This is a genomic window from Vibrio cidicii (assembly GCF_009665415.1).
Classification (GTDB): Bacteria; Pseudomonadota; Gammaproteobacteria; order Enterobacterales; family Vibrionaceae; genus Vibrio; species Vibrio cidicii.
The window spans coordinates 383,725-395,880 of the sequence record NZ_CP035922.1 but is presented as its reverse complement, the minus strand read 5'-3'; the positions used below and the strand labels follow the sequence as shown (position 1 = coordinate 395,880).

Below are 12,156 nucleotides of genomic sequence, written 5' to 3'. Positions count from 1 at the left end.
CGTAAACCCAATTTGTTTGCGAGTTCGCTATGAAGCCATTCTTTTTATCCCGATATTTACTGTGTAGTTTTGCCTTTGTGCTGCTTTATCCAACTGCAATTGATCTCTACTTAGTTGCTTTGCCACAAATTGCTAGCGACCTATCTGCGAGCGAATCACAACTTCATATCGCCTTTTCTATTTATCTCGCAGGTATGGCGTCAACGATTGTGTTTATTGGGCGAGCAGCAGATCGTTTGGGCCGTAAACCAGTAGCGATATTCGGCGCCATCATTTTTACCCTAGCTTCAATGCTGGCAGGCTTAGCGCAGACTAGTGATAGCTTTCTGGTGATGCGCTTTTTTCAAGGTGTGGGGGCTGCGTGTTGTTATGTGGTCGCTTTTGCCATTTTGCGTGACACTTTAGACGATCAAAAACGGGCGAAAGTGCTCTCAATGCTGAACGGAATTACTTGTTCTATCCCTGTTCTTGCACCTGTGATTGGCAATTTGATCATGATTTATTTTCCTTGGCCTGTGTTGTTCACTGCCATGGCGATAATGGGCCTTTTGATCGGCTTAACGGCGTGTTTTGTTCTTAAAGAAACGCTACCTAAACCTGAGCCAACGACTTTGGCTGTAGAGCCGAAATACAACGAGTCGCTGTTCAGTCGATTCTTCATCTCTCGCGTGGTTTTTACCTCTCTGGGCGTTACTGCGATTCTCTCTTATGTGAATACGTCACCAATGATTGTGATGGATACATTAGGCTTTACCAGAGGCGAATATTCTACCGCTATGGCTTTGCTTGCTATGGTAGGCATGGCGACATCATTTTCAGCACCGATGGCATTGTCTTATTTTAAACAATACACGCTCATGGTGGTGGCACAGGTGACAGGTTTGCTGTCGGCTATTGTCATTCTCGCGGCTCACTTGAATGGCGATAGTTCGACACTCTACATGATAGGCTTTGGCTTAATCAGTATGAGCTTTTCTTTGGGTTTCGGCGTCGCTATGAGTCAAGCTCTAAGCCTCTTCTCCCGCAATGCGGGTTTGGCAAGTTCCATGCTCGGCATTGCTCAGGTTTCGTGCTCCGCTCTGTATATTTGGTTTATGGCGCTATTGGGTGTACCTGCTGTCACAATGTTAATGATCGCCTTGGTTGCCAGTGGCATGATTGGGCTGAGTCTAATATTATTATTTCCATATCAAAACGTTAGTGAACATCATGAAGAAATCTCTTGCCCGACTTGACCTTAATTTATTGCTCACCCTGCAATTGCTACTACAAGAGCTGAGTGTCACCAAAACGGCGAAAAAGCTCAATGTGACCCCTTCAACAGTGAGCAAGTCGTTAGGTAAATTGCGAGAATGGTTTGATGACCCATTGTTTGTCAATACACCGCAAGGGTTAAGACCGACAACGCTCGCGGAAAGCATGCAAGAGAGCCTATCTGATTGGATGCAAATTGGTCGTCAAATTACGTCGCGCCGCGGAGATGACGCGCCAAGAGGGGTAGAGTTCCACCTTGGCGTTGAGTCACCTTTGTCACTTATTATGGTTGATGAACTGACCAAGCAAATTCATAACACGTACCCGGATTCTAAAGTGAAGTTTCATAACTGGGATTATGATTCACTGGATGCGATTACTCGTGGTGAAGTAGATATTGGCTTTACAGGCCGTGAGAGTCATCCTCGTTCAAAAGAGTCTTTAGAATTGCTTCCGTACTTCATCAACTTTGAGGTTCTGTTTTCGGATTTACCCATGGTGTATCTCCGTAACGATCATCCTGCTTTGAAGCAAGAGTGGTGCTTGGAAACCTTTTTGAGTTATCCCCACATCAACGTAACGTGGGAAAAGAACGATCGTTGGGCGCTTGATGAGATCTTTACTGAGCAGGGATGCACGAGAAACATCAGCTTAACGATGGCCACTTTCGAGCAAGCGTTATTTGTGGCGGAAAGACCAAATCATCATATGTTGACGACTGCGCCTAAGTACTGCCGGAGATATTGTGAGCAGTTACATCCAAATTTGATTGCTCTGCCGATTCCCATTAAAAAGGAACATCAGCACAAATTGATCATTCCATTCACGATGATTTGGCATAAACGTAATAATCAGAATCCAAAAATCGTTTGGTTGAGAAAAACCATTAAGAGTCTTTACGGGGCGAATTGAACGGTAGGATGCGTCGTCAATGGGTAGAGTACCACCGGCGCAAACCATATTCCTCGGGCATTGATAACGTAACGGCTAAGGTGAAAAAGTAGTTCAACAAGACCAATCTTCTTCAAAACCTCAAACGCCACCTTGCGGTGGCGTTTGTTTTTCATTTGTCTTTCCAACGAATGATCAGTGGAAGTAAACCACCATCTCGACGTCATCGCCTTGTTGTGGCGAGTTGAGTGAAAAATGCAGATAACCTGCTTGCTCAACAGGTATCGCGAGGTATTGGTTGCTGCCAGCGTAGCGAGATGCAAACTGGTGCTGCTCTGGGGTTGGCCAATGTTCACGGCTGGCGTATAAGTTCACGTTGCCTTGGCTGTCCGAGGGGGTGAGATCGCTGAGCCAAATGCGCACTTCGCTCACGCCCTCTGGTACATACACCGCGGCGTAGCGCTGCTGGTGGACGGTCAAATGCTGTGCCTGACCCGATTGCAGCATGACAGGTGCAAGGTCATCTTGCTCTTGGGTTGGTGGCATGGGTGCCGCGGTGTCTATTGTTGCGGTTAGGTTCACTGCTTGGTAGCTACCACGGCCAGTGACGCTCAGATAGTAGCGGCCCGGTTTCACGTAGCCAGAAGCGTCGGCAGCAAACTGAATTTCCTCATTGCTGCCATCGACAAATTCGCTCACTTCAAAATCGTAATAGTGGGCCACTTGGTTGTAACTCATGTAGAGATCCGCATCGCCATCGCCCTCAATGGCTACGCTAAAGTGGGTGGTATTGGCGGGCACATCCACGTAGAACAGCTTCTCGCTGTAGGCTTCGCCGCTGAGGGTGATGCTCTGATTGGCCTGCAACTGCGCCACACCATCGCTCGGCTCTGTTGGCGTATCTGGGTCGGTATCTGGGTTTTCTGGCGTCACTTCTAAGCCATCTAACCAGCGAGCAAATTCGCCGTCGTATTGTTGGCCAAGCGTTTGTACTTGCTGCGCCCACTGTTCGAACTGGCCAGAACGCGACAAAGCCAATAGCCCCTCAACCTCTTGAGGGTGGTTTTCCAACATGAAGCGCACCGCCAAATAACCCCAGCGATAAATGCGATTGGTATCGTGCGAGTAGCTGGTGGCAAACACTTGCGAGAGGCTCATTTTCCCTTGGGCAATCAGTTCAATGGCCGCTTGGTAGCCCTGTTTGTAATGCATGTACTCAGCAAAACCCTCTAGCCACCAAACCACATAACCGTGAGCGAGGTTGTCGCTAAACGAGCCATATTGGTTAAAGCGCGCATCCAAGTAGTGGGTGTACTCGTGCTCTAGGTTCAGAATCGAGAGTTCTTCGCCATTGGCGTAGCGATAGGCGACAAAACGAGCGGTGTTATTCTCATCGGCTGGGTTGCCTTCAAGGTACTGGCCGCCGTTGTCGGTGGTGTTGCCAAACAGAAACGCGGAGTAATCGACATAGCTGTCATTGTTGGCAAACACCGCCACTTCCACACGTTGGTTGTGATCGTCCGCTACTGGCTGCATGCCAGTATTGACCACTTGGTGGAAATCGGCTTCTTTCGCGGCCAACACATCACACGCTTTGGCGGCTTGTGCTGGAGTGAGATCTTGTGAACGGATGATCGCTGGGCCTTGGCATTCGTGGCGGTTAGGTAATACCCGAGCGGCGAGATCGCGCTTCGCTTGCGACAAATCCAAACCATTTAACGCTTCTGGTGCGAAGTAGCTGAGCATTTCCACTGCTGCAAGCCACAATTTATCGTGCTCGCTACCTAATGGATAACGAGCCATCACGCGTTGCATTACTTGTACGGCTTTCTGTTTAGTGGCTTTGTCTGGGCTGGCGATCAAACGGCCCGTTTCGCGCAGTGCGTTAAACAGCAAAAAATCGGCATCAGTATCGAGTGCCCATGCGTTGTCATTAGCGAACTTTTCCAGCGTATCAATGTGTTGAGTGTTGCTGGCAAGGTAGCGATAAAACGCATCGTTGGCGATATGGCCCGCCATTGAGCGGAACAGGTTGTTGAGGCCATCAACCCACTGAGTATTTTTTGCTGTCTCAGGGTTAAATTGTTGCAGCGCCAGCATCATCGCATCCATGGTCAGCGGCAGTTGCTTAATGTTGTCCACCATCAGCGTGAGGCTCTTCATCGCGCCCACTTGCTCACGCCCTTGATCAAGAGCATGAGGGTTGGCTAAAAACGCGTTGATGGTATGGGCGAATTGCTGGCCTAAGAGATCGCAAAAGGCCGCCACATTTCCTGCGTTGTAACGAACGTAGTAGGCAGCGCGAACGTATTCGCCTAAGTTTTCAATCGCACGCGCTTGCTCGGCTTCGCCTTGATACGTTTGTACCGCTTGGTGTAGCGCGACCTGAACGCGGCTTAAGCTTGCTTCGCTGTAGATGTTGTCCAGCGTGTCAGACGAGGCATAAAACCAACTGCTGTAACAGGATGAATCGGCACTGGAGATGGCAGCGGCAAGATCGGGCGACTGCTGCAATTGGGCAACATCACATTGGGTTTGTGCAAAAGAAGCACCAGAGACCGATGCGAGTAAACAAGCCAGAGCTAAACGGCGACGAGGGAAAGGAAGAAGAGACATAACCACACTCATTGATTAGTAAAATAATTTGAGCGGTGTGTTATAGGTCTTGCGTGCCACAAAATGAAACCAATAGCATAAACTTTATGAGATTAGTTCAGAAAATAGATCCTTTAATCTAATTTATAGAATTGAAGGCATGAATTTTACTTATTGAAAATGTTATTAAAAATTTAACAAATGGAATAAACGACGTTTATACAGAGTCAACTTTGACTCAAAAACACGCTTTTTGAGGCGGGAAGATTTCGTGGGCACGCATATGTCCCTTGAGGGATAAGGAGTGCGCCCTTGAGTGCTCAAAGGCGCAGCCAGTTCATTCCTATAGGGGGAAGAATGAATCAGCTTAAATCGACGTCTTTGCTGCCAAAGAAGTAGGTGGCGAGGAAGCCGACCACGTAGGAGATGAGCAGGCCAACCACGAAGACCGCCATGCCAGCGAAGATGCCGCTGTGCGATGTCATCAACGGGATCGCCACGATACCAGAAGGGCCAAACACGGTATTCAAACCGACAGGTAAGCCAAGGTAGGAAACCAAGCCGATGAAGAAGCCGCCCGCCGCGCCACCAATACAGGCCGTCACAAACGGTTTGACGCGTGGCAGGGTGACGCCGTAAATCAGTGGCTCACCAATGCCGAGAATGCCCGGAATGATCGCCCCTTTCACTTGCGTGCGCAGCACAGCGTCTTTCTTCGCTTTGAAATACAGTGCCAGTGAAGCCCCCACTTGGCCGCCGCCCGCCATCGCCAAAATGGGGAACAGTGAGTTAAAACCTTGCGCTTCCATCAGCGCAAAATAAACAGGCACAAAGCCTTGGTGGATACCAAACACCACAGAAATCAAAAACAGACCAGCAAGAATCGCCGCGCCCAGCGGGTTGTCGTTGAGGTTCAAGAACAGCCAAGACATGCCTTTGAACAGCTCACCGCCGATAGGCATGATCACCACAAACGTGACCACACCCATGATCAGCAGCGTGACCACTGAGGTAAGAATCATGTCGAGATCATCGGGCATGTATTCACGCACTTTGCGTTCCACTTGCGCACCAATGATCGCCGCCAGCAGAACGCCGATAATGTTGCCTCGCGGGTCAATGGTGTAGCCAAAGAACTCACTCATGCCCGAGTAGATGCCAGAGGTGGCATCTGGGTTGTAGCCCAGCACAAAGAGTGACGCGAGAATGGCGCCGTTCACGCCAGAGCCACCAAAGGCTTGCTGCGCGTTATAGCCGATCAAGATGCTAAGGAAGGCAAACAACCCCTTGCCAAACACTTTCATGTAGGCGATCAGATCGAGCATAAACTGGCTTGGGGTTTGCTCCAGCACGAACATTTGCTCAAGCAGCGTAGCAAAACCAAGCAGCAAACCTGCGGCAATGAAACCGGGGATCAGCGGGGTGAAAATGGTGGCAAACTTGCTCAAAAAGCGTTGCACCGCGCTGGTCTGTTTGCTCTTCATTTGCTTTTTCTGCTCAGCGGCAACGCTGGAGAGATCGTTCGTGTCGCTGGCAATAGCCTGTTCTTGCACATCGCCATTAATGACGCTTTCAATCAGCTTGTTCATCAGCTCGGCCGCTTGCTGCGCTTTGCCGGGGCCAAGGATGATCTGAAATTGCTCATCGCTTTCCACCACGCCCATGACGCCGGGGATTTGCTTAATCACAGCCTGATCTGCTACGCCATTGTTGGCTAGCGTTAAGCGAAGTCGGGTCATGCAGTTGCCACATTTGCTGACATTACTGCTGCCGCCCACCGCAGCCAGCAGCTGCGAGATCATTGTTTGGGTTATCTTTGCCATAACGGTCTCCTTGAAACCTTAATGGTTACTTGTCGTTCAGCGCAGCGCGGATAAAACCGTTGTGCTGTTGTAATTTGTTTTTGGCTTGCTCGGCATCTAGGCCAGAAAGAATCATTAAAATCGCGGTCTTGCAGTGGCGATCGCATGCTTTGAGCGCTTCTTCTGCTTCTTCTGCGCACACGCCAGTGGCCTCTACAACGATGTTGGTTTGGCGTTGGATCAGCTTGGCGTTGGTTGCTTCCACATCTACCATCAAATTGCCAAACACTTTGCCACTGCGGATCATCGCACCGGAGGTCAGCATATTGAGCACCAGTTTTTGCGCCGTGCCTGCTTTCATGCGAGAAGAGCCTGTGACCACTTCTGGGCCCACCACCGGCAAAATGGCGATTTGCGCCGCATCGGCCATTGGGCAAACCGGATTACAGGCGATCGACACCGTTGTTGCACCCATTAAGGTGGCGTATTCCAAACCGCCCAACACATAAGGTGTGCGTCCGCTTGCGGCAATGCCGACCACCACATCGTTGGCTGTCAGGTTGAGTGATTTGAGATCGTTTTGCGCCAGCTCTCGGTTGTCTTCGGCATTTTCCACCGCTTTTAGAATGGCAGTGTGGCCACCGGCAATCAGGCCAACCACGAGCTCTGCCGGAGTGCCGTAAGTTGGTGGGCACTCACTGGCATCAAGAATGCCTAAGCGGCCCGAAGTACCTGCACCCATGTAAATCAAACGGCCACCGTGGGCAAACGCCTGTGTGATGGCATCCACCGCTTGGGCGATGTGCGGCAAAACCGCTTCCACCGCCAGTGCGACTTTCTGATCTTCTTGATTGATGACTCTGAGCATCTCGACGGTGGACAGGGTATCAATCTCTGTACTGGCTGGGTTGCGGCTTTCTGTAACCAAACGGCTTAAATCAATTTTCATGGTGGACATTTCTCGATAATAGGTTTTGAACTGAGGGCGATTCTATGGAATAAAATATTCAGCTTTGGTGATAAAAATCACACTTAAGGTTATTCTTTGGGCCGATAAACTCTGGAATAATGGGACTAATTAAAGGGCAATAATGACCATTGCTTGAATAAAAGTTTATTTTAATTAGTGGCTTGCTGTTTTCGGTTTTTATTTCTCGTTTGGAATAATTTATTTAAACTTTTTTGAGGTTTTGCTGTGTCCGTTATCAATAAAATCGTCGCAAGACGAACTCAGTTGTCGCAAAGTGGCCGAGTGATTGGCGATTGGATTGTAGAAAATGCAGAGAAAGCGGCGCAATTGACCAGCCAAGAGTTGGCAGAGCAGGCAAAAGTGAGCCAATCGAGCATCGTCAAATTTACTCAGCGACTCGGCTTTAAAGGTTACAGCGCCTTTAAGCTCGCCCTGACTGAGGAAATTGGCCGCAAACAAGCAATGCAGACCACGCCGTTGCACAGCGATATTCTGGCCGATGATCCGCTGGCGGTGATTGCGCAAAAGCTGATTAAAGCCAAAACCGACGCAATGTTTCAAACCACCAATGCGCTTTCGTATGAAGCGTGTCATCAGGCAGTGCAGTGGTTGAGTGAGGCAAGGCGCGTGCAGATCGTCGGCATTGGCGGCTCTGCGCTCACGGCAAAAGACCTCAGTTATAAGCTGCTTAAACTCGGCATCACCACCTTGGCCGAGCAAGACAGCCATGTGCAGATCGCGGTGGCGCGCACTTTGAGTGAACAAGATGTGCAAATTGCCATCTCGTTTTCAGGAGAGCGCAAAGAGATCTTGGTGGCGGCCGAAGCGGCCAAAGAGCAGGGGGCGAAAGTGATTGCGCTCAGCTCACCGAAAAAAAGCCGATTACGCCAAATTGCCGATATGACCTTCGACACCATCGCCGATGAAACCGAGCATCGCAGCTCGGCGATTGCTTCGCGCAGCGCGCAAAACGTGATTACTGACCTGCTGTTTATCTCGCTGGTGCAATTTCTCGATGAGAGCGCAAGGCAGATGATCAGCGACATCTCCTCCGATATTCGCCAGATATGGTAGTGGCCGCATGAACGGCTTCAAGCGCTTGCGGCTTAGTGCACTACTGGAGGCTGCTTTTGCGAGGTTGCAGGCAGTTCCAGCACAAACACCAACCGTGGCCAAGCTCTTGGCAAGTAGCTGGCAATAGAGAAGATCGGATGGGCCGTCACTTGAGGAAAATTCTGCGTATCGGGCCAATGGCTGGCGCCGCCACGCAGGCCAGATTCACGCACCGAGAAAGAAAAGGCTGGTAAACGAGTCATAACATTCACCTCACATCGTTAGTCAGACGGGCTCACGCGAGCCCGTCTGGTTTTCATGTTGAGCTCAAGCGATTATTTTTCGCTCTCCGCTTCGACGTAGTCGCTCACCATCGCTTCGGTCGTGATCATCAAACCTGCGATGGAGGCAGCGAACTGCAACGCCGAACGGGTCACTTTGGCCGGATCCAGAATGCCCATTTCGATCATGTTGCCAAATTCTCCCGTCGCCGCGTTGTAACCGTAGTCGGCGTCGCCCGATTTAACCGCGTTCGCCACCACGGAACCTTCGTCACCCGCGTTGATCGCAATTTGACGTAGCGGCTCTTCCATCGCACGCAGCGCGACACGAATGCCGACATTTTGATCGTCGTTGTCACCTTTGAGATCCGCCAGTTCTTTGGCGATCTTGGTCAGTGCCACGCCACCACCAGCAACAATGCCCTCTTCCACTGCCGCGCGAGTCGCATGTAGCGCGTCATCTACCCTGTCTTTCTTCTCTTTCATCTCCACTTCGGTGGCCGCGCCGATCTTGATCAGCGCAATACCGCCAGAAAGCTTAGCAATGCGTTGTTGCAGCTTCTCTTTGTCGTATGATGATGTGGTGGTCTCGATCTGTTTTTGCAGCGTCGCCACGCGATCTTCGATCGCCTGCGCCTGTGCACTGCCGCCCACAATGGTGGTAGTATCTTTGGTGATGGTCACCTTCTTCGCGCAACCCAACTGCTCTAGCGTCACTTTTTCAAGCTCTAGACCAATCTCTTCCGAGATGAGTGTACCTGCGGTCAGCACCGCAATGTCTTCCATCATCGCTTTGCGATTGTCGCCAAAGCCCGGCGCTTTCACCGCTGTTGCACGTACGATGCCACGCATGTTGTTCACCACCAGCGTCGCCAACGCTTCGCCTTCGATATCTTCGGCAATGATCAACAGCGAGCGGGAAGATTGCGCAATGGCTTCCAGTACCGGCAAGAGCTCACGGATGGTGCTGATTTTTTTGTCCACCAGCAGAATGTAAGGGTTATCGAGCTCAACAGAGCCTTTTTCTTGGTTGGTGATGAAGTAAGGCGACAGGTAGCCGCGATCAAACTGCATGCCTTCAACGACAGACAGCTCGTTGGCCAGCCCTTGGCCCTCCTCCACGCTAATCACACCGTTGCGTCCCACTTTCTCCATCGCTTCGGCAATGATTTCACCAATCGCGCGATCGCTGTTGGCGGAAATGCTACCTACTTGGGTGATCGACTCTTTATCACTGCAAGGTTTCGACATTTCACGCAACTTCGCTACCGCTGCCTCGGTGGCTTTGTCGATACCGCGTTTCAGATCCATCGGGTTCATGCCAGAAGCGACCGCTTTAAGCCCTTCATTGATGAACGATTGTGCCAGCACGGTTGCTGTGGTGGTGCCATCACCCGCTTCGTCGTTAGCTTTGGACGCCACTTGTTTCAACATCTGCGCGCCCATGTTTTCAAATTTATCTTTTAGCTCAATCGCTTTTGCCACAGAAACACCATCTTTAGTGATGGTGGGTGCGCCGTAAGATTTATCCAGCACCACATTGCGCCCTTTTGGCCCGAGCGTTACCTTGACAGCATCCGCCAGCAAGTTCACCCCTTTCAGCATTTTTTGACGCGCATCATTGGCAAATAAAACATCTTTTGCAGCCATAGTAATCTCCTCAAAAACGACTCAAAAATCATTACTCAACAATTGCCAACACATCTGATTCAGAGAGAATCAGGTACTCTGTGCCGTCAATTTTTTCGCTTTTCACGCCATAACCGTCGTTGAAAATAATTTGCTCACCCACTTTGACATCCATCGCCGCGCGCTCACCATTTTCCAGACGTTTACCAGCGCCCACCGCAATCACCTTGCCGCGGTTTGACTTTTTCACCGATTGAGCAGTGAGAACAATTCCCCCTTCAGATTTGTTTTCCACCTCTTGTCTCTCAACAATTAGCTTGTCATTTAAAGGACGAATATTCATTTGCTAGTGCCTCCTACTTAGCAGAAAAAATAAAAGACAGAGTTGCTTAGAGTGCTGAAGCAAGCCATTGCTATCTCGCTTCAGTGCAATAAATAGGGCCGGAAAAATCGCTTTCAAGACTATTTTTTAATAAAAAAAATTTATCGTATTCATAAAACTCGCTTGCCAAAGAGCGCGTGTTCAAACCGATTTTCAGCAGATTTTGGCTAAAACAGCCACGATTCATCAGCGGCTGTTTTTCATTCTACCTTGCGCAAGTTCAGAACAGATTCAAACCAAACACACCGCGGACATCGATAAGCACTTGCGCAGTTTTCTCTTGCGCAATCTGGCTGCCCAAGCGCAGTATCTCAATCAACTGTGCTTTGTCATCCAAGTAACACTGGCGGCGCTCGCGGATCGGTTTGAGCAGCTCTTGTAAACACTCTTCCAGTATTTTCTTGGTCGTACCATCGCCCAGACCACCGCGCTGATACTGCTCTTTCAACTGAGCGACATAGGCATGATCGGGATGAAAGGCGTCCAGATAAGTAAACACCACGTTGCCTTCGATTTGCCCCGGAGCGTCAACGCGTAAGTGGTTAGGATCGGTGTACATCGATTTGACCGCCGCGCGGATCTCTTGCTCACTGGCACCAAGATTGATGGCGTTATCCATGGATTTAGACATCTTGTTTTTGCCATCAGTGCTGGGTAAACGCGGCGCATTGCTCAGCAGCGCACGACACTCAAGCAGCACCTCGCTTCCTGCCAGGCTGTTGATCTTGCGTACAATTTCATTGGTTTGTTCCAGCATCGGCAGTTGATCGTCTCCCACAGGAACCAGCGTGGCGCGAAACGCGCTGATGTCAGCCGCCTGTGAGATCGGATAGGTCAAAAAGCCCGCTGGAATGGAACGGCCAAAGCCTTTGCTGTGGATCTCATTTTTCACTGTCGGGTTTCTTTCCAAGCGGGCGATGGAAACGAGATTGCTGTAATACATGGTCAGCTCTGCCAACGCGGGCAATTGCGACTGCAAACAGATGGTGGTTTGCTGAGGATCAATGCCCACCGCCAAGTAGTCGGCGACCACATTCAAAATATTGCTCGACACCTTCTCCGGTTGATGGGCGTTATCGGTCAGCCCCTGCATATCGGCTACTAAAATGGTCTGCTGATGAATGCTTTGCAGCGCGACGCGCTGTTGCAACGAGCCGACATAGTGACCAAGGTGCAGCGGCCCTGTGGCTCTATCGCCGGTTAAAATGGTTTCGCTTTGGGTTTCAGTTTGTTTTGATTGCATGAGTTATCTCCAAGTTAAAAGGACGCTACTGGAGATAAAAAGAGAGTGATCTTTAG

At 50.2% G+C, this 12,156-nt stretch carries 11 protein-coding genes; 3 read left to right on the top strand and 8 right to left on the bottom strand.

The genetic code is table 11. The annotated features are described in order from the left end of the window. Positions 1 to 29: 29 nt before the first annotated feature. Entirely contained in the window at positions 30 to 1,235 is a 1,206-nt protein-coding gene (locus EWA64_RS17320; protein ID WP_061893258.1) for an MFS transporter, read from the top strand. Then, positions 1,210 to 2,166 carry an HTH-type transcriptional regulator YidZ gene (gene yidZ, locus EWA64_RS17315; RefSeq protein ID WP_061893257.1) on the top strand — a complete coding sequence of 319 codons (957 nt, stop codon included), beginning with the start codon at positions 1,210 to 1,212 and terminating at the stop codon, positions 2,164 to 2,166. Before EWA64_RS17320 ends, yidZ begins: the two co-directional genes overlap by 26 nt. On the opposite strand, the gene EWA64_RS17310 is transcribed toward yidZ, so the two are convergent. The 4 genes from EWA64_RS17310 to murQ form a co-directional block, all read right to left on the bottom strand. Continuing rightward, positions 2,151 to 2,321 carry a hypothetical protein gene (locus EWA64_RS17310; RefSeq protein ID WP_170320315.1) on the bottom strand — a complete coding sequence of 57 codons (171 nt, stop codon included), beginning with the start codon at positions 2,319 to 2,321 and terminating at the stop codon, positions 2,151 to 2,153. The two genes, yidZ and EWA64_RS17310, sit on opposite strands and share 16 nt — an antisense overlap. Positions 2,322 to 2,340: 19 nt before the next feature. Continuing rightward, positions 2,341 to 4,773, bottom strand: a complete 2,433-nt coding sequence (locus EWA64_RS17305) for a M9 family metallopeptidase (protein ID WP_061893256.1) — start codon at positions 4,771 to 4,773, stop codon at positions 2,341 to 2,343. A gap of 329 nt (positions 4,774 to 5,102) precedes the next feature. Then, positions 5,103 to 6,563 (bottom strand): PTS N-acetylmuramic acid transporter subunit IIBC, encoded by a 1,461-nt coding sequence (gene murP / locus EWA64_RS17300; RefSeq protein WP_038968576.1) that lies wholly within the window; start codon positions 6,561 to 6,563, stop codon positions 5,103 to 5,105. 25 nt (positions 6,564 to 6,588) lie between these two features. Next, positions 6,589 to 7,491, bottom strand: coding sequence for an N-acetylmuramic acid 6-phosphate etherase (gene murQ, locus EWA64_RS17295; RefSeq protein WP_061893307.1), 903 nt, complete (start codon positions 7,489 to 7,491; stop codon positions 6,589 to 6,591). A 246-nt stretch (positions 7,492 to 7,737) separates the two neighbouring features. On the opposite strand from murQ, the gene EWA64_RS17290 reads away from it, so the two are divergent. Further along, positions 7,738 to 8,586, top strand: a complete 849-nt coding sequence (locus EWA64_RS17290; protein WP_061893255.1) for an SIS domain-containing protein — start codon at positions 7,738 to 7,740, stop codon at positions 8,584 to 8,586. A 32-nt stretch (positions 8,587 to 8,618) separates the two neighbouring features. Here the strand turns inward: EWA64_RS17290 and EWA64_RS17285 are convergent, their stop codons facing one another. From EWA64_RS17285 to trpS, 4 genes are all read right to left on the bottom strand, one after another. Then, positions 8,619 to 8,828 (bottom strand): hypothetical protein, encoded by a 210-nt coding sequence (locus EWA64_RS17285; RefSeq protein WP_061893254.1) that lies wholly within the window; start codon positions 8,826 to 8,828, stop codon positions 8,619 to 8,621. Between the two features lie 72 nt (positions 8,829 to 8,900). Continuing rightward, positions 8,901 to 10,496, bottom strand: coding sequence for a chaperonin GroEL (gene groL / locus EWA64_RS17280; RefSeq protein WP_061893253.1), 1,596 nt, complete (start codon positions 10,494 to 10,496; stop codon positions 8,901 to 8,903). Positions 10,497 to 10,527: 31 nt separating this feature from the next. Then, the gene (locus EWA64_RS17275; protein ID WP_061893252.1) at positions 10,528 to 10,818 is read right to left on the bottom strand and encodes a co-chaperone GroES; all 291 of its coding nucleotides are present in this window, start codon (positions 10,816 to 10,818) and stop codon (positions 10,528 to 10,530) included. 259 nt (positions 10,819 to 11,077) lie between these two features. Beyond that, entirely contained in the window at positions 11,078 to 12,100 is a 1,023-nt protein-coding gene (trpS, locus tag EWA64_RS17270; RefSeq protein ID WP_061893251.1) for a tryptophan--tRNA ligase, read from the bottom strand. Positions 12,101 to 12,156: the final 56 nt, after the last annotated feature.

Coding starts and splice junctions, on each gene's coding strand:
- EWA64_RS17320 (WP_061893258.1), top strand. CDS start 30: ATGAAGCCATTCTTTTTATCCCGATATTTACTGTGTAGTTTTGCCTTT.
- murQ (WP_061893307.1), bottom strand. CDS start 7,491: ATGAAAATTGATTTAAGCCGTTTGGTTACAGAAAGCCGCAACCCAGCC.
- murP (WP_038968576.1), bottom strand. CDS start 6,563: ATGGCAAAGATAACCCAAACAATGATCTCGCAGCTGCTGGCTGCGGTG.
- EWA64_RS17305 (WP_061893256.1), bottom strand. CDS start 4,773: ATGAGTGTGGTTATGTCTCTTCTTCCTTTCCCTCGTCGCCGTTTAGCT.
- groL (WP_061893253.1), bottom strand. CDS start 10,496: ATGGCTGCAAAAGATGTTTTATTTGCCAATGATGCGCGTCAAAAAATG.
- yidZ (WP_061893257.1), top strand. CDS start 1,210: ATGAAGAAATCTCTTGCCCGACTTGACCTTAATTTATTGCTCACCCTG.
- EWA64_RS17285 (WP_061893254.1), bottom strand. CDS start 8,828: ATGACTCGTTTACCAGCCTTTTCTTTCTCGGTGCGTGAATCTGGCCTG.
- trpS (WP_061893251.1), bottom strand. CDS start 12,100: ATGCAATCAAAACAAACTGAAACCCAAAGCGAAACCATTTTAACCGGC.
- EWA64_RS17275 (WP_061893252.1), bottom strand. CDS start 10,818: ATGAATATTCGTCCTTTAAATGACAAGCTAATTGTTGAGAGACAAGAG.
- EWA64_RS17310 (WP_170320315.1), bottom strand. CDS start 2,321: ATGAAAAACAAACGCCACCGCAAGGTGGCGTTTGAGGTTTTGAAGAAG.